We start from the raw sequence: 18040 nt of genomic DNA on the forward strand, positions 1-18040 counted from the left end.
ACAGATTACCCGAATTTTAAGGCTCTGAGAATTAAAAATTCATTTTGGTCTGCACGGGTGGGCGTGAATTTTCAAAGGATTTTGCCTGAAACAGACCGGCCGCAGCACTGATGCCGATGCCGGAGCCTGAGCTGACGGAACAGTCCTCCTCTCCCCTACCCTATCGGTGTGATGACAGCTGAATTTCGTGTCACCTCAAGTCTGACAAGCGATGAACAGACGAGCGGCACATTGTGGTCCACGTGGCCCACCGGAATTCCATAGGCCACTGGATAAGAATAGTCAGCCACAATGCGGCTGATCATCTCCTCCATCGACGCCGACCCGCGGTCTGGAGCATAATCCGTAAAACGGCCCACCACCAGTCCGGCCAGATGACCGAGCACTCCGCTCAGGCGCAAAGTGTAGAGAATCCGCTCCACCTTATATATAGGTTCGGCAATGTCTTCGATGAAGAGAATGCGTCCGGGCCTTATGACATCAAACGGAGTGCTGAGCAGTCCGGCTATCACAGCGAGATTGCCACCCACCAGAAGACCTTCGGCTTCGCCGGGCCGGTTGAGCGGATGGCCGCCCGCACGCAGATCAGGCATGGCGCCTGAAAGAATTTCGAAAAGCCGGCGGGAATCCGTGTCGCGTCCGCGGTTCTCCGAAATGTGTTTCGTCATCGGAGCGTGGACTGACTTTATGCCGTGGCGGGTCATCAGGGCATGAAGAGCCGAGATGTCACTGTAGCCCACTATCCATTTCGGATCATCGCGCAGCGGCAGGCGGTCGAGCCGGTCGAGAAGATGGACCACGCCGTAGCCTCCGCGCGAGCAGATGATGGCGCGGGTGTCAGGATCGAGCAAAGCCGCTTCAAGGTCGGCATAACGCTCGTCATCCGTTCCGGCAAAAGTGCCGAAGCGGCCGAAAGTATTTTTGCCTACATAGGGCACCCACCCGCAGTCGGCAAGCACCGGAAGAGAATTGTAGACCACCTGCGGCTTGATGATTCCGGCGGGCGAGACTATTGCCACACGGTCGCCGTGGCGCAGCGGTCGCGGAGTCAGTATCGGGCGTTCCTCTGTCATGCTACCTGTACTTTTATGTCTGTGGCCAGGCTTATGCGCCGGGCAATTTCTTCAAGTTCCTCGCGCGACACCTTCTCAAGTCCCTGGGCCGGAGTCTGACGGTCGATCGAATAGATCATTATCTCGCGGGGCTGAATTCGCCGATAAGCCTCGATGAGCGCATCGACCTCTTCCGGAGTGGTATTGTCAATCCTGACACCCTCGTATTCGCCACGCAGAAACATGGTCTGGACTATGCACTGCCCTTTGAAACGGCAGAGCAGGTCGATGGCCTTTTCCGAGGTAAACGACGGCTGTGTAGGGCGGTCAATGGCGCGCATTGTCGCCGTAAGGGCCGAATCGAGTTTCAGAATATTGTTGTCGACTTTGCGCAGAGCCTCCTCCACATCGTGGCGGTCAAGGCGCGTGGAGTTGCTCAGTACACTGACTCTGGCCGACGGATAATAGCGGTCGCGCAGGCGCAGAGTGTCATCAATCACCCCTCCGAAATCAGGGTGGAGAGTAGGCTCGCCGTTGCCTGAGAAAGTGATCACATCAAGCGGTTCGCCGGCTTCGCTCATGTTTCTGAGGCGCGATTCGAGCAGGCGTGCCACCCGTTCGCGTGGCGCGAAACCGGTGGTTCCGGGGCCCTGGGCATTGAAACCGGCCTCGCAGTAGAGGCAGTCGAATGTGCATATCTTTCCATCGTCAGGAGTCAGATTGACCCCCAACGAAACGCCGAGCCGCCGCGATCTGATAGGCCCGAAAATAGTAGAGTGAAAGAGTACGGTCTGCATATCTTTTCTTAGAGATTATTCAGAAACTGAAATCATATTGACTTCATGTTTCTTTAAAACAAAATTAAGCAATTTTCGTCTCCTATCCGAAGAATTCAGCCTAAAAATCGCCATGCACCCCTGCAAAATGCAACAGAGAAGGCACGCCATCCGGAGCGGTAAATCGGCAGCTGACCCTGGAAAAACCAGCCCTGTCATCAAAAAACAAGCCGGCAGAGAATCTCCACCGGCTCTTTTATCGAGAAAAACTCCGTCAGATCAGACGGTCAGAATTTCTTTTTCCTTAGCAGCAAAAAGATCGTCAATCTTTTTGAGATACTTGTCATGAAGCTTCTGCACATCATTTTCAGCATCCTTCTCGACATCCTCGCTCATGCCCTGCTTCACGGCCTTTTTCAGACCTTCTATAGCATCGCGGCGGGCGTTGCGCACGCTCACTTTGGCATTCTCAGCCTCGCCTTTCGACTGCTTCACCAGCGCACGGCGGCGTTCTTCAGTCAGCGGTGGGATGGAAAGACGGATGACTTCTCCGTTGTTTTCAGGCATGATGCCGATCTCAGAGTTGATGATAGCTTTCTCAATCTCCTTGAACATGGCCTTTTCCCAGGGAGTGATGGTGATTGTACGGGCGTCAGGAACAGCCACGTTTGCAACCTGCGACACGGGCACATTGCTGCCGTAGTAGCTCACACGCACTGCGTCAAGAATCTTCGGATTGGCTTTGCCGGCACGGATATGGGCCAGCGATTCGTCAAGATAAGCCACGGCCATCTCCATTTTTTCTTCGGCCGGATTAAGGTAATCAGAGGGTTCCATAAAAGGGATGTATTTATTGGTTATTTCTGTTTCTAAAAACAATCGGTTTCACGGGGCCGGTCAGCTCTCATAAGGCAGACTCAGACCATCACAGGCGCGGGTCAGTAGACAAGAGTGCCGATGTTCTCGCCGCTGATGACCTTGAGAAGATTGCCCGGAGTGTCCATGTCGAACACAACGATGGGCAGATGGTTCTCCTTGCAGAGAGCGGTTGCCGTGAGGTCCATGACCTTGAGACCGCGGTTATAGACCTCGTCATAGGAAATCTTGTCAAACTTGACGGCAGCAGGATCTTTTTCGGGATCGGCCGTATAGATTCCGTCCACGCGGGTGCCTTTGAGCATCACGTCGGCCTCAACCTCGATGCCGCGCAGGGCGCTTCCGGTGTCAGTGGTGAAAAACGGATTGCCTGTGCCGCCGGCTATGATGGCCACTTCGCCGCGCTGAAGAGCCTCGATGGCCACACGATTTGAATAGTAGTCGCCGATAGGATACATGTTAAGGGCTGTAAGCACTTTTGCAGGCTGTCCGATAGATTCAAGAGCCGATGAAAGTGCCAGCGAATTGATCACCGTGGCGAGCATTCCCATCTGGTCGCCCTTGACACGGTTGAAACCTTTGGCAGCTCCTGAAAGACCGCGGAAAATATTGCCACCGCCTATGACGATGGCCACCTGAACACCCATAGAGCAGATCTCCATGATCTGTGACGCATATTCCGAAAGACGCTCGGTGTCTATCCCGTAGCCCTGCTTTCCCATGAGCGACTCGCCGCTGAGTTTAAGCAGCACTCTTTTGTATTTTGCTTCCATTTCCTTGTGCTTATATATAATATATGTGTCTGATGATCTTGTTTCAACAAAGGTAAGGATTATTCCTTTAAAAAATGACAATTCCATTTCAAAAGTCACACAATTCTGTTACAAATTTCTCAAATTTTGCAAAATCTCAGTATATTTGCTCCCGGATTTCATATCACTATCCTTCTCTCCGCATAACTATTTTGCAATCGTAAACACAACAGAAACAAAGAGTGACCCCTTCTATATTAATTGTGGACAATGACAGCGGCATCACCTCTCTGCTGATGGAAAATCTTCAGAGCGAGGGTTATGATGTCACGGCCGTAGGGCAGGCAGAAGATGCTTTGACTCTTCCGCTTGACACCTTTCAGCTTGTCATTTCAGAAGTGGTGCTTCCGGGAGAAATAGACGGTCTTGAACTGCTCGAACGCATGAAAGAAGACCGTATGACCCAACACGTTCCACTGATGTTCTGCACCGTCCGCGATGGCGAGCGCGACATCATAGCAGGGCTCAACGCCGGTGCCGACGATTACATCATCAAACCCTTCTCGCTGCGCGAGTTCATGGCCAGAATCCGCTCAGTGCTCCGCCGCCACCGCAATTTCGCACCCGCCGCCACCCAGCGCACCATTGAATACCGCACCCTGATCCTCAACATCGACTCGCGCACACTGATAATCGACGGCGAAACCCTGGCCCTCTCACCTACCGAATTTTCCATTCTGACACTGCTCATGCGCTCGCGCAACAAGCTCTTCCCGCGCGAAGACATCTTCTCATCCACTTGGCCCGGCGAAGAGATGACCAACCCGCGCCTTGTCGATGTCAACATCTCACGCCTGCGCAAAAAACTCGGATCCTACGGACAGCACATAGTCAACCGTTCGGGTCTCGGCTACGGTTTCATGGATTCGATATGAAAAAACTTTCATCACCACTGCCCTCCTCCACCACTCCGTTCATTCTCGAAGCAGGCTGCGATGAAGCCGGGCGCGGATGCCTGGCCGGACCCGTTTTCGCAGCTGCCGTAATTCTTCCCGACGGATATTCAAACCCGCTGCTCAACGATTCGAAAAAACTCACCGAAAAGCAGCGCGAGGAACTGCGTCCCATCATAGAACGTGATGCCATAGCCTGGGCCGTTGCCTCGGTTGACCATGAGGAAATAGACCGCATCAACATTCTCAACGCCTCGATCCTCGCCATGCACCGCGCCCTGGATTCGCTTGAGGTTACGCCGGGCGGAATCGCCGTTGACGGCAACCGTTTCAAACCATACCGCGACATAGCCCACGTGACCGTGGTCAAAGGCGATGCGAAATACGGCAACATAGCCGCGGCCTCGATCCTCGCCAAGACCCACCGCGACGAATTCATGCGTGATGCCGCCGCCTGCTATCCGGGCTATAACTGGGAAATCAACAAAGGTTATCCGACACGTGACCATCGCGAGGCCATCGCCGCCATTGGCCCGTCGCCCATCCACCGCATGACCTTCCGCCTGCTCCCCGACTCTGAGGAAAAGCCTACGAAGTCACCGAAAGCCGTCAGAGCGAAAAAATCAGGAAAGGCCTGACACAATAGCCGATCTTCAGAGATAGAGTTCCACTCCTAAAGGTGGTTTAAAAACAACCTCTTATAAAACACAAAAGCCATCCTTCAGCAGGATGACTTTTTTATTTTTCTTGCAGCCGTGTAGGCAAGCAGTTCAGCTCTGTATGACTGGCGGGATATCTCTCTCCCGACTTTTCCTTCAAAAATACCTCCGCAGTTCACAAACGTTTTCAAGAAAGCCTTCATCCCGTGAAGAAACGGAGAGAGAAACCCGATTTCCTCATCTTTGGCAGCAAGCACCTTGGCCTTCATCTTGGCATGGGAATTTATGACGGCCTCATACTGCTGCGGGGTGTCGCAGCGATAATGGAGAATATCTCCGTCAAGGAGCGCCGGACGCACCGAATCGCGGAAAATCACCACCTCTGAAACGTCGCGCAGGTTCCAGTTTGCATAACGCTTGTCAAACAAACGTATCTGCCTGTCGGGATACCAGCCGCAGTGTCTTACCGGAAAACCGCAGTAGAAATTCAGGCGCGCCACACTGTAGACCCTATGGCTGAAGCCTTCTTCTTTCAGACGCAGAATCGACTCCTGGAGGGCAGGCGAGAGCACCTCATCGGCATCAATCGAAAGCACATACTGGTGAGTGGTCAGCGATGTGGCATACTGGCGCTGCGCACCGAAACCGTCAAATTTCCTGACACTGATCCGGCATCCGTAGCGGCTGCATATGTCGACCGTGCGGTCTGTCGAGCCTGAATCCACCACTATTATCTCATCAGCTATCCCGCGCAGCGATTCCAGACAAGCACCTATGCGCTTCTCTTCATTAAAGGCAAGAATAGTAGCTGAAATTTTTTTCATTGTGTATAATAATATGACAATGTCTGACGTTTGCTAATACTGAGACAGCAAAAGTCTTGACACACGACGTTACAAATGTAGAACAAATAATTTATTTATTCAAAACTCTTTTTTTCAACTTGGTTCAAAGAATCTGAAAAAGGAGCAAAAAGTTACCCAAAACGCCCTATTAACAATAATTAACTATCGGGGGGGTAGTTTTAATAGATTATTTGTAATTTTGTTACTACTATAACGTCAGAAGGCTTATAGCTACTATCAAAGCAACGCATAACACAAAGTCAACTAAAAAAGTTAGGTTAAGGGAATAGAGAGACCGTGAGGTTTCTCTATTTTCTTTATATCCCTGCATGAGGCTTATTGCAATTTTGGAAAATTTGCCCGCGATTTTTCGGAAATCTCAGGTCACCCCGGCAAGCATACGGCCTGTAAAAATACTAAAGAAGAAAAATAAAATAATTCTCCGCATACCGTGTATAATTGATCCCGAAGCAAAAGATCGTGATGGTAAACCGGTGTCCTCAACCGGACACCACATTTGTTTGAATGTCTTTTTCCCCCCGACGCCTGCGCGCTTTGCGCTGCGGTGTCGGGGGCTACGAATAAATCAGTGTCCTGCCGGACACCCGCCGACTGCAGGCCACCCGGAGCCTCGACATATCAGTCCTCACACATCTATGGTGACCCTCCGGAACGCGCCTTGCGGACACCCGCAGACCTGCGGATCTGTCCGGGTCACGCAGTGCGTACTGAAACCGGATGGTGATGTCAAGTACCCTTTAAAAAGAAGAACCGGATAATCAATTTTTCGGCCGGCCGGACTGGAATCAGACTCCGCTGAAGGCTTGGTCAGGGGAAGTAAAAGAGGGATATAAAAGAAGACTGAAAAAGGAGGCTTCACGGAGTTATTAACAATGTTCAAAACTATGTTGAAAACTGTAAATAACATTTCAATGACTTTTTAAAGAATAGGCTTGCATATCTGAAAGCATGGACGATATAATACTTCCGGCTCACATTCAAAATAAGTTATCATAAATCTATCAAGCGGTTTTCAAGCCCCTTTTCAACAAAAAACCATTGTAAATCCCATGAAAAGTTTTTAACTTTGCACATTATTAACACGATGTTAATAACTAAATTAAACCACTGATTTATCGAGGTTTTATATGTTGATAACATTGTAACTAATGTAAATAGGACTTCAATAACCCATATATGCAAGAAATAGGCTGAAAAGTTATTCTACTTTTTAACATCCATCATATTTCTTCTTAATGAGTTTTTGGGAAAATTTTTTTCTTCAAAATAAAAAACCAATAAATAAATGAATGTTGAAAAAGGGTTCGTGGATGCTCCGGTTGATCCTTCAGTCGATCTCGTAGCCGAGATAAAAAGACTCAAGAAAGAAAAGAACGCCGTGGTCCTCGCGCACTATTATACTATCGGAGAAATTCAGGACCTCGCTGATTTCATAGGCGACTCTCTGGCTCTCGCACGGATCGCCGAAAAACTCGACAATGACATCATCGTCATGTGTGGCGTTCACTTCATGGGCGAGACTGTCAAGATACTCTGCCCTGACAAAAAAGTATTGGTACCCGATCTCAACGCCGGCTGCTCGCTCGCCGACAGCTGCCCTGCTCCTGAACTGGAAAAATTCATCGAAGAGCATCCCGGCCACACCGTGATCAGCTACGTCAACACTTCGGCTGCCGTGAAGGCTCTGACTGATATCGTGGTCACTTCCGGCAACGCGATGGATATTGTCAATTCCCTCCCCGCCGACGAGAAGATCATCTTCGGGCCGGACCGCAATCTCGGAAACTACATAAATTCGCAGACCGGACGCGAGATGATTCTCTGGGACGGTGCCTGCCACGTCCATGAACAGTTCTCGCTTGAAAAGATTCTCGAACTCAAAAAGCAGCATCCCGAAGCGAAAGTACTCGTGCATCCCGAATGTCCGAAACCGATCCGCCTTGTGGCTGACAAGGTAGGTTCGACCGCTGTCCTGCTCAAGTGGGCCGAGGAATGCGAATTCGACAGCTTTATCGTGGCCACCGAAAGCGGCATCCTACATGAGATGCGCCGCCGCTGTCCGCAGAAGACCTTCATCCCCGCTCCTCCCGCCGACTCTACCTGCGCCTGCAACGACTGCTCGTTCATGAAGCTCAACACTCTTCAGAAACTCTATAACACTCTGCGCTATGAACTGCCTGAAGTGACAGTCGACCCGGCCATCATCGACCGTGCACGCCGTCCGATCACACGGATGCTTGAAATAAAATAATTCCCCACCAACCGAATCATGGAATACAATCATAAAGATATTGAATCACGCTGGCAGAACTACTGGCGTGAAAACAAGGTCTACAAGACTGAGATCGACAAATCGCGTCCGAAATACTATGTGCTTGACATGTTTCCCTATCCGTCGGGGGCCGGTCTGCACGTTGGACATCCCTTGGGCTACATCGCCTCTGACATCTACTCGCGCTACAAGCGCCTGCAGGGCTTCAATGTGCTCCATCCTATGGGATACGATGCCTACGGTCTCCCCGCAGAGCAGTATGCCATCCAGACCGGACAGCACCCTGAGAAAACCACTACCGATAACATTGCCCGCTACCGTCAGCAGCTCGACCGCATAGGATTCTGCTATGACTGGGACCGCGAGGTGCGCACCTGCGACCCGAAATTCTACAAGTGGACCCAGTGGGCTTTCATGAAGATGGTGGAAAGCTACTATGACACCAAGCTTGACAAAGCGCAGCCCATTTCGAAACTCGTGGCCCATTTCGAGGAAAAAGGCTCCGAAGGCATCCATGCCGCATGTTCGGAAGAACTCCGTTTCACTGCCGACCGGTGGAAAGCGATGAGCGAGAAAGAGAAGAGCGACACCCTCATGAACTACCGCATTGCCTATCTCGGCAACACGATGGTCAACTGGTGTCCGCAACTCGGCACCGTACTCGCCAATGACGAGGTCAGCGAAGGTCTTTCGATCCGCGGCGGTTATCCGGTGGAACAGAAACTGATGTATCAGTGGTGTCTGCGCGTATCAGCCTACGCCCAGCGCCTCCTCGACGACCTCGACGGTCTCGACTGGACTGATTCGCTGAAAGAGACCCAGCGCAACTGGATAGGCCGTTCGGAAGGTGCCGAAATGCGTTTCAAAGTGGCCGGTTCGGATCTCGAACTTGAAATCTTCACTACCCGCGCCGACACTGTGTTCGGAGTTACCTTCATGGTGCTTGCGCCTGAAAGCGATTATGTAGACATGGTCACCACCGCCGAACAGCGCAAGGCCGTCGACGAATATCTCGACAGCACCAAGCACAAGACCGAGCGCGAACGCATGATCGACAAGAAAGTCTCTGGTGTCTTCTCAGGCTCATATGCCGTGAATCCTCTGACCGGAAAGGAAATTCCTATCTATATAAGCGACTACGTGCTTGCAGGCTACGGCACAGGTGCCATCATGGCCGTACCGGCCCATGACAGCCGCGACTACGCCTTTGCACGTCATTTTGATCTGCCCGTCATACCTCTGATAGAGGGCTGTGACGTTTCCGAGCAGAGCTTCGAGGCCAAGAGCGGCAAGATGATGAACAGCTCAAACGGCGAATTCTCGCTTGACGGTCTTGAAGTGCCTGAAGCCATCGCCGCCACCAAGCGCTACATAGCCGAGAAAGGCCTTGGCCGCGTCAAGGTCAACTATCGTCTGCGCGACGCCATTTTCAGCCGTCAGCGCTACTGGGGCGAACCATTCCCCGTATACTATAAAGATGGAATACCCCACCTGATGCCTGAATCGGCCCTGCCGCTGCTGCTGCCGGAGGTTGACAAGTATCTCCCCACCGAGACCGGCGAGCCGCCGCTGGGTCGCGCCAAGAACTGGGTAACCTCCGAAGGCTATCCCATCGAGCTTAACACCATGCCCGGTTTCGCAGGTTCTTCGGCCTACTATCTGCGCTATATGGACCCGGACAATAACGAAGCACTCGTGAGCCGCGAGGCCGATGAATACTGGCGCAATGTAGACCTCTACATCGGCGGTACCGAACACGCCACCGGTCACCTCATCTATTCGCGTTTCTGGAACAAGTTCCTCTATGACCTCGGTCATGTTGTAGAGCCCGAACCGTTCAAAAAGCTCATCAACCAGGGCATGATCCAGGGCCGCACAAGCTTTGTCTACCGCATCAAAGACACCAATACATTTGTGTCTCTCGGCCTTAAGGACCAGTATGACACCACCGCGATCCGCGTGGATGTCAACCGCGTCAGCAACGATGTGCTCGATATCGAAGCCTTCCGCGCATGGCGTCCGGAGTTCAAGGATGCTGAATTCATACTTGAAGACGGAAAATACATCTGCGGCTGGGCTGTAGAGAAGATGTCGAAATCAATGTTCAATGTGGTCAATCCCGATGACATTGTGGAGCGCTACGGAGCAGACACGCTGCGTCTATATGAAATGTTCCTCGGCCCGATCGAGCAGAGCAAGCCCTGGGACACCAACGGCATTGACGGCGTCAACCGTTTCATCAAGAAACTCTGGGCTCTCTACTTCAAGGGCGACAACTGCCTTGTGGATGACAGCAAGCCCTCGGCAGAAGCTCTCAAGGCCGTCCACAAGCTCATCAAGAAGGTGACAGCTGACATAGAGAACTTCTCTTACAATACATCAGTGGCCGCATTCATGATCTGTGTCAACGAGCTTTCGGCCTGCAAGTGTCACAGCCGCGAGGTGCTCGAACCTCTGGCAGTAGTGCTCGCACCCTTCGCTCCCCACGTGGCCGAAGAACTCTGGCACAGCGCCCTCGGCCATGACACCACCGTCAACGATGCCCGCTGGCCTGAATGGAACGAGGAATATCTCAAGGAAAACACCGCAAATTATGCCGTTTCCTTCAACGGTAAGGCGCGTTTCACCATCCAGGTACCTGCTGACCTTCCAAAGGACGAAGTCGAGAAACTGGCCCTTGAAAATGAATCCTCGGCCAAGTGGCTCGAAGGGAAGACTGTCAAGAAGATCATCGTAGTCCCCAACAAGATCGTCAACATCGTCATCGGCTGATAAAGCCTGACAAAATTTACTAATAAAAAGCGACAGATGGAATCCCGTATCGGAAACGGTGTTCCATCTGTCGCTTTTTATTTCTCCTGTTCTGATTTATTCCATTCCTTTGAGGAGATCTGGGCGGAGGAGACGGGTGCGGGCGAGGGCCTGCTCGTGTTTCCAGTCGTCGATCTTTGCAGCATGGCCTGAGAGAAGTATGTCAGGCACACGCCAGCCCTTGTATTCTGCCGGGCGGGTGTAGACGGGAGGAGCGAGAAGATTGTCCTGATACGAATCGCTCAGGGCGCTTTGTTCATCGCCAATGGCACCGGGGATCAGACGGATTATGGCATCGGCTATGACCACTGCCGGAATCTCGCCTCCGGTCAGCACATAGTCGCCTATCGAGATTTCTTTCGTGATGAGATGTTCGCGGATACGGTAGTCTATACCTTTGTAGTGGCCGCAGAGAATGATGAGGTTCTGCGACAGCGAGAGGGTGTTGGCCATCGGCTGGTCAAACTGTTCGCCGTCAGGCGATGTGAATATAACCTCGTCATAGTCACGCTGCGATTTCAGGTGGGCTATGGCGCGGTCTACCGGTTCGATCTGCATTACCATTCCTGCTTCGCCTCCGAAGGGGTAGTCATCGACCTTGCGGTGCTTGTTTGTGGTGTATTCACGCAGATTGTGGACCACTATTTCGCACAGTCCTTTGTCTTGCGCGCGTTTTAGAATCGAGCAGTTGAGAGGCGATTCGATCATTTCGGGGAGAACGGTGAGTATGTCTATTCTCATTTTCAGTTACAATTTGCTTTTTATGCGCCAGGGGGCGGGATAGAGGTTATTGGAGCGGCGTCCGAGGTTTTTGACAAAACCGAGCGGACGGCCTGAATATCTGAGCAGCACGAAGCCGCAGGGAGTGTCGTCAGGCAGCGTCACGGCATCGCCGCTGAGGTATGCCAGGGCCTCGTCACGGTTGATATCGGCTGTAGGAAATGCCGACTGCGAGAGAAGCGGGGAGAGTGCAAGCGGCTGGGAGGGTATCAGGTCGCGGCCTTTTACGGTGGCAAGCGGAATGCCTTCGTGGATCACGTCGATCTCTCCTTTGAGCTTACCGAGCAAATCCATATGGGCGGCAGGGAAGGCGCTTATGCGGTCGTTCTCAGCATAGAGTGTGACTTTCTCAGCCCATAGGCTGTCAATCCATCCGGAGGCTTCTTTTGGTATCTGTGTACGGCCGGATTTTCCTTTGCCTTTGGCTTTCTGATGTCTGGCCGGAGTGTCGGGGGAGAATGGTTTCCACTCCCCTTCCTTGCGGACCACAGCTACAAAGAGTCCCTCGCCTTTGAGTCTGTCGGGCATGAAGCGGTAGCAGTGGTGAGGTGTGGAGATGCCTGGAGCTATACCCCACTCCGGATCGACGTCTACGGCCACGCTTTCAGCACCGAGTTCTTCGATTATGCGTGAGACCATCTCCTCGTTTTCGAGACGGTTGAAAGTACAGGTGCTGTAGATTAGAAAACCGCCGGGTTTCAGTGAGGGCCAGAGGTTGGATATGATCATCCACTGGCGTTCGGCACATTCGCTGACAAGACCTTCCGACCATTGGGCTATGGCTTCGGGATCTTTCCGCATCATGCCTTCGCCTGAGCAGGGCACATCGGCTATGATCATGTCAAAACTGTTTTTGAGCCTGCGGAAGGCTGCTGTGTCGCCGCGGGTCACAACGGTGAATGGCGACGACCATTTGATGAGGTTCTCGCGCAGCACAGCCGCACGTGAGGGCACATACTCGTTGGCCACCGTCAGCGAACCTTCCGGCAGAGAGTCTATCGCGGCTGTGGTTTTGCCTCCTGGGGCGGCGCAGGAGTCGAGCACCCGCAGCGGCAGTCCGGAATCTTTGCAAAGTTGGCTGACCACATGGCTGTGGAACATCGAGGAGGCCTCCTGCACATAGTATCCGCCCTGATGAAGCAGCGGGTCGAAGGTGAAACGCGGACGCCGGTCAAGATAGAAGCCGTTGCGGCACCAGGGCACTTCAGCGCAGATCTCAGGCACTTCAGCGGCGCTTACATTTTTAGAGGCGTTGAGTCTGACTGACACGCAGGGCTCGCCCTCGGCGAGAGCATCGCCAAGCTGCGTCAGATTCATTTCTTTAAGTTTTTCGAGGAATATCTCAGGCAGAATGCGTCGGTCCATCGGAAGGCAGGTTAAGAGGGTGTGGCGCGCCGGAGTGGTCGGCCCTCATAGCGTTCGAATTTCTCGATCCACTCTTCGGAGATAGGTACCGAGGTGTTGGTGCGGATGTCGAAGCCCGACATTATGGTGCGGCAGGTGCATTTGACCTGACCGGTTTTGACAGCGCGTACACGCTGTTCGATCATCAGACTCTTTTCGCCAATCGAAACCACTCCGGTCTCCACCTCGATCTCTTCGTGGAAGAAGGTCGGGGCACAGAAGTTGGCGTTGATATTAACGATCACCACCCCCATTTTCCTGATGTCTACCTCACCGCCGTTGACCGCCTCGAAATAGCGTGCTTTGGCGAGATCCATGAAGGTAAGATAGACACTGTTGTTGAGATGTCCGAGCATGTCGATGTCATTGAATCGCATCTGCAGGGGCATCCGGTGGCGATAATTTTCTATGACAGATTCACAATAGTTTGAGCTCATTTGTCAGATAGTTTTTTTAATGAAACTGCACATCGCTGATTACCTCTGCGCCGACCACTCGGTTTATGGCTGAGATGAGCCTGTCGCGGTTGAACGAAAGCTCGTTTTTGAGCGGTGCGGAGGTAAGATAGACGTGCAGCACACCATCGCTGACATAGCGCCGGGTGGTGTAGCGGTTGATGGCAGGCCCTACCACGTCGATCCAAGCTGCGGCGGCTTTCTGGGCGTTGAGGCTTTCAGTCAGACCTGCCCGCTCCATCGCTTCGTCGATTATGCATGCTATATGTTTGGGATATGTACGTTTCATGAGTGCATCGGACTAAAGATACCGTTTTCCACCATCCACATCCGGTAGTCGCCGCCCGTGCGGCTCATTATCTCGTCGAGGTGTGTGCGGTTGGTGTCGGTGATGAAGATCTGTCCGAAGGAATCGGAGATGACAAGTTCCATGATGCGTTCCACTCTCGAAGCATCGAGTTTGTCGAAGATATCGTCAAGGAGCAGCAGCGGTCTTATTCCGGTGGCGCGGTGGAGGAAGTCATACTGGGCCAGGCGCAGGGCTATGGTGAAGGTCTTGCACTGTCCCTGCGAGCCGGTGCGGCGCATAGGCATGCCGTCAAGATCCATGCCGATGTCGTCGCGGTGGATACCTACGGAGGTATGTTTCACTATCTCGTCATGGCGGCGAGCCTCGTCGAGAAGAGTCTGCAGGGTGATGTCCGGACGGTTCAGACCGCTCTGATAGCTGAGGCTGACGTGTTCGCTGCTGCCGGCTATCGAGGAGTAGTAGCGGTCAAAAATTACTGTCAGTTCGGCAATGCGGGCGGCGCGGACAGAGTGGATGTAGTCAGCGGCCATCTCCATCACGATCTCTACGGCGGCATATAGATTCGGGTCGACCGAACCTTCGCGCAGCAGCTTGTTGCGTTGTTCGAGAGCACGGTTGTAGCGGATGAGGCTGTCGAGATACAGGGGGTCGCTCTGCGAGATCACCATATCCATCCAGTGGCGGCGTTCCTCTCCGCTCTCGCGTATGAGATCAATGTCTTGGGGGGCCACCATGACCAGCGGAAAGCTGCCTATGTGTGAGCTTAGCCGGTCATATTCCTTTCCGCCGCGTCTGAGACTTTTGCGCCGTCCGGCAGTGAGGCCGAGAGTGAGCTCCTCGTCGGTATCCTTGCGGACATATTTTCCGCGGGCCATCGCGAAGTCTTCGCCACGGCGGATAACCATTTTGTCAGGCACCCGTGAGAAACTCTTGCAGAAGCTCAGGAAGTATATGGCATCCAGCATGTTGCTTTTGCCCATGCCGTTGTTGCCGAGAAAACAGTTCACCTTTCCCGAAAACTCCAGACGGGCTTCCGGGATGTTCTTGAAATTGGTCAGTGACAGTTCTTCTAATCTCACAGAGTGCAAAATTACTCAAAAAATCACTTACCTTCCACTATATCGAGGATGATTTTCGGGATGTCGGTATTGTCGTTGAACGAAGCGAATTTCTCAGCGCCGACGCCGATGGCATAGACCGGCACCAGACCGCCGCTGTGGCCGTTGGTGGTCCAGCCGAGACCTGTGGCTTTGTCCATGATGTCAAAAACTGTCTGTGAGAACTCATCGAAGTTGTCATAGAGTGTTTTCTTGTCCTTGCCGTTGCGGAGCACCAGGCAGCGTTCGAAATCCTCTTTCAGCTTGGCGGTCTGCTCTTGGGTCACAGGCACAAATTTCCAGAAACCGAAATTGTCGGTCAGATATTCCTCCATATCTTCCCAGCGGTAGACGCGGCGGTCTCTCATGAGACTTTTGCAGTATCTGGAGAAGGCTGATTTCGACATTTTCTGATAGTCGATGTATTTGAGGCGCAGATTGTAGCCCACGGTGTTGTTGCCAAGGCCCATTCCGCCTGTCTCATGGTCTGCAGTGACCACGATGAGGGTTTCGTCAGGGTGGGCGAGATAGAAGTCATAGGCTACCTTGAGAGCTTCCTGGAAATTGAGGGTTTCCTTGATGACAGTGGCTCCGTCATTGGCATGGCTGGCATGGTCTATGTTGCCGCCTTCAACCATCATGAAAAAGCGGTCGCGGCCGTTTTTCTGAAGATGTCTGAGGCAGGCTTCGGTCATGACGGGGAGAGTGAGTACACCGGGAATGGAGTCGATCGTATAGCCGATGTTGCCGGTGTTGATCGAGTCGGTGTTGAGAAGCACCACACGGCGTGAGTCAATGGTTTCAAGAGCGTCTGTTCCGCGGACCACGGCCACGTTGTTCTCAACGAAATATTTCATCAGGTCTGTCGGGTTACCTTTTTTGTCCTTGATACCTCGCAGGTTTGAGCCGGCTATGAAGTCATAGCCGCAGGCGGCAGCATCTTTGCCTATCTCGTAATACATCGAGCGTTTGGGCACGTGGGTGTAGAAAGCGCCCGGAGTGGCATCGTCAGGAGCCACTGAGGTGACCAGCCCCACACCGAAGCCGTCATCAAAGAGGGTCTTTGCAACTGAGACAACCTCGGCCGAATCAGGAGTCATGCCGAGCATACCGTTGTTTGTCTTGTAGCCTGTCGAGAGGGCCGTTCCGGCGGCTGCCGAGTCGGTTACCGGGCTGGAAGCGGAGTAGGTGGTCAGAGTAGAGGCTACCGGAAACTGCATCATGAGCAGATGGTCATCATTGCCGAGCACCGTACGGTTATAGGCTTCGGCAGCCATGACCTGGCCCATTCCCATTCCATCGCCGATATAGTAGAAAATATATTTCGGAGTGCCGGCCATGATGGCTCCGGCAGCCGTCAGCATTGTCAGAAATGAAAATAATCTGGTTCTCATGAAAAGAAGTGTTTGTTTTGTATAGTTTGGATTATCAGTTGTATTTAAGAATTTCGTCAATCGGATGGCGTGAGTTTGACAGACGCGGCACTTTGCGCTGTCCGCCGAGTTTTCCTGTAGCCGCAAGCCATTTGTCGAATACACCTTTCCGGCCTTTGACTATGGTCAGCCGGTCGAGAAAAATTCCGTGGTTGCGCTTTGCCTCGTAGTCACTGTTTTCCTGCTGGAGCGCAAGGTCGAGCTGCCGGGCGAATTCATCGATTGATTCCGGCTCTCGGTTGAACTCTATCAGCCATTCGTGGCGTCCGCGTGAGTGGTCCGAGGCATAGACGGGTGCAGCCGTATAGTTTGATATCTCGCAGTCAAGAGTCTTGCAAACTTTTGTCAGCGCGGCCTCGGCGTTCTGGACCATCAGTTCCTCGCCGAATGCGTTGATGTAGCTTTTGGTGCGTCCGGCAATGGTGATCTTCAGCGGCTCCACCGATTCGATGCGCACCGTATCGCCCAGCGGATAGCGCCATAGGCCGTTACATGATGTGATCACAAGCTCGTAGATCTCCCCTTCCTCCACCTTCCATGCCGGAATGATCTCCGGGCGGTCTGAATCGGCTTCCTCCGTGCGGATGAATTCGAAGAAGGTTCCGCAGTCGAGCAGAAGCAGCATGGCCTGGTCGTCAATGGCGTTCTGGACAGCGAAGAATCCTTCAGAGGCATTGTAGCATTCCAGATAGCGCATTTTCGGATCTGTGATGTGGCTGTATTGCTCGCGGTAGGGGGCCATCGAGATGCCCCCGTGGAAGAAGACTTCGAGGTTGGGCCAGACATCGTGGATTGTCTGCGCGCCTTTTGCCTTGATGATCTGTTTGAGGACGGTGAGAAACCAGGAGGGGACGCCTGATATGTTGGTGATGTCATGGTCAGCCGCGGCGCTGACCAAAGCCGGGAGTTTTACCGCCCAGTCTTCAAGCAGAGCTATTCGTTTTGATGGAACGCGGGTCAGATTGACCAGCGGATTGATGTTTTCTATGAGGTTGGCCGAGAGATCGCCTACTCTGACTCCGGGAGGCAGAGTCAGTTCATTGGCGAAGCTGCCTCCGAGTATGAAGCTCTTGCCTGCGAAGATGCGGCTGTCGGGGTAGAGGCTGAGGTAGTGGCTGATCACAGAACTGCCCCCTTTATAGTGCGATCGGCTGAACGAGGCGGGGGTGACTGGTATGTATTTGCTCTTGCCGTCAGAGGTTCCTGACGACTGGGCGAAATTGCGGGTGAGGCCGGGCCACAGCACGTCTTTCTCTCCCGCTATCATTCTCATGACATAAGGGCGCAGCCCGGCATAGGCCGAGACAGACGGGAGCAGACGGCGGAAATCATCATATGACCGGACCTTGCTCAGGCCTTTTTCCGCGCCCCATTTTGTCTGTCGCAGATTGCGTAGCAGAAAGTCGAGCTGACCGAGTTGTATTTCCTGTGTGCGGCCGGTCCAGGAAAGCGCTTCTTTAACTCTCCTGCCGAGCAGGAAACGGGCAAGGGGTGTGAAATTCATTTTTGGCAGTCAGTGTTGATGATTATCAGAGTCAATGGCC

Annotated in this window: 16 protein-coding genes; 4 read left to right on the top strand and 12 right to left on the bottom strand. The window is 52.8% G+C overall.

The features are described 5' to 3' along the window. Window positions 1–155: 155 nt before the first annotated feature. The 4 genes from E7745_RS03175 to pyrH form a co-directional block, all read right to left on the bottom strand. Window positions 156–1073: an LD-carboxypeptidase gene (locus E7745_RS03175; protein ID WP_136408293.1), complete on the bottom strand. Its 918-nt coding sequence runs from the start codon at window positions 1071–1073 to the stop codon at window positions 156–158. Then, window positions 1070–1849: a radical SAM protein gene (locus tag E7745_RS03180; protein ID WP_123398734.1), complete on the bottom strand. Its 780-nt coding sequence runs from the start codon at window positions 1847–1849 to the stop codon at window positions 1070–1072. Before E7745_RS03180 ends, E7745_RS03175 begins: the two co-directional genes overlap by 4 nt. A 258-nt stretch (window positions 1850–2107) precedes the next feature. After that, a complete protein-coding gene (frr, locus tag E7745_RS03185) occupies window positions 2108–2665 on the bottom strand; it encodes a ribosome recycling factor (protein ID WP_107032026.1) in 558 nt (185 codons plus the stop codon). Window positions 2666–2766: 101 nt separating this feature from the next. After that, on the bottom strand, window positions 2767–3477 hold the full coding sequence (gene pyrH, locus E7745_RS03190; RefSeq protein ID WP_107032093.1) for a UMP kinase: 711 nt from the start codon (window positions 3475–3477) through the stop codon (window positions 2767–2769). Window positions 3478–3719: 242 nt separating this feature from the next. Between pyrH and E7745_RS03195 the strand changes: the two genes are divergently transcribed. Together E7745_RS03195 and E7745_RS03200 are read left to right on the top strand one after the other, a co-directional pair. After that, window positions 3720–4391: a response regulator transcription factor gene (locus E7745_RS03195; protein ID WP_136408294.1), complete on the top strand. Its 672-nt coding sequence runs from the start codon at window positions 3720–3722 to the stop codon at window positions 4389–4391. Beyond that, window positions 4388–5047 (top strand): ribonuclease HII, encoded by a 660-nt coding sequence (locus E7745_RS03200; RefSeq protein ID WP_136408295.1) that lies wholly within the window; start codon window positions 4388–4390, stop codon window positions 5045–5047. The genes E7745_RS03195 and E7745_RS03200 overlap by 4 nt, the downstream gene beginning before the upstream one ends. 83 nt (window positions 5048–5130) lie before the next feature. Here E7745_RS03200 and E7745_RS03205 read toward each other — a convergent pair whose 3' ends face one another. Then, the gene (locus tag E7745_RS03205; RefSeq protein WP_136408296.1) at window positions 5131–5892 is read right to left on the bottom strand and encodes a glycosyltransferase family 2 protein; all 762 of its coding nucleotides are present in this window, start codon (window positions 5890–5892) and stop codon (window positions 5131–5133) included. A 1327-nt stretch (window positions 5893–7219) separates the two neighbouring features. Between E7745_RS03205 and nadA the strand changes: the two genes are divergently transcribed. Together nadA and leuS are read left to right on the top strand one after the other, a co-directional pair. Continuing rightward, on the top strand, window positions 7220–8185 hold the full coding sequence (gene nadA / locus E7745_RS03210; RefSeq protein WP_136408297.1) for a quinolinate synthase NadA: 966 nt from the start codon (window positions 7220–7222) through the stop codon (window positions 8183–8185). Between the two features lie 18 nt (window positions 8186–8203). Further along, the gene (leuS, locus tag E7745_RS03215; RefSeq protein WP_123398730.1) at window positions 8204–10978 is read left to right on the top strand and encodes a leucine--tRNA ligase; all 2775 of its coding nucleotides are present in this window, start codon (window positions 8204–8206) and stop codon (window positions 10976–10978) included. Window positions 10979–11074: 96 nt separating this feature from the next. Here leuS and trmD read toward each other — a convergent pair whose 3' ends face one another. From trmD to E7745_RS03250, 7 genes are read right to left on the bottom strand one after another with little or no spacing between them, the layout of a single operon-like run. Further along, window positions 11075–11758 (bottom strand): tRNA (guanosine(37)-N1)-methyltransferase TrmD, encoded by a 684-nt coding sequence (gene trmD / locus E7745_RS03220; protein WP_107033362.1) that lies wholly within the window; start codon window positions 11756–11758, stop codon window positions 11075–11077. Window positions 11759–11764: 6 nt separating this feature from the next. After that, window positions 11765–13162: a hypothetical protein gene (locus tag E7745_RS03225; RefSeq protein WP_136408298.1), complete on the bottom strand. Its 1398-nt coding sequence runs from the start codon at window positions 13160–13162 to the stop codon at window positions 11765–11767. An 11-nt stretch (window positions 13163–13173) separates the two neighbouring features. After that, window positions 13174–13638, bottom strand: a complete 465-nt coding sequence (locus E7745_RS03230) for a thioesterase family protein (RefSeq protein ID WP_107033360.1) — start codon at window positions 13636–13638, stop codon at window positions 13174–13176. Window positions 13639–13654: 16 nt separating this feature from the next. Then, complete coding sequence (locus E7745_RS03235; protein ID WP_136408299.1) at window positions 13655–13945, bottom strand: DUF721 domain-containing protein; 291 nt, start codon at window positions 13943–13945, stop codon at window positions 13655–13657. Next, complete coding sequence (locus E7745_RS03240; protein WP_123398757.1) at window positions 13942–15045, bottom strand: DNA replication/repair protein RecF; 1104 nt, start codon at window positions 15043–15045, stop codon at window positions 13942–13944. The genes E7745_RS03235 and E7745_RS03240 overlap by 4 nt, the downstream gene beginning before the upstream one ends. A 23-nt stretch (window positions 15046–15068) precedes the next feature. Then, a complete protein-coding gene (locus tag E7745_RS03245) occupies window positions 15069–16457 on the bottom strand; it encodes an alkaline phosphatase (RefSeq protein WP_123398727.1) in 1389 nt (462 codons plus the stop codon). 34 nt (window positions 16458–16491) lie between these two features. After that, a complete protein-coding gene (locus E7745_RS03250; RefSeq protein WP_136408300.1) occupies window positions 16492–18000 on the bottom strand; it encodes a GH3 auxin-responsive promoter family protein in 1509 nt (502 codons plus the stop codon). Window positions 18001–18040: the final 40 nt, after the last annotated feature.

The sequence above is a fragment of the Duncaniella sp. C9 genome, assembly GCF_004803935.1.
GTDB classification, from domain to species: Bacteria; Bacteroidota; Bacteroidia; order Bacteroidales; family Muribaculaceae; genus Duncaniella; species Duncaniella muris.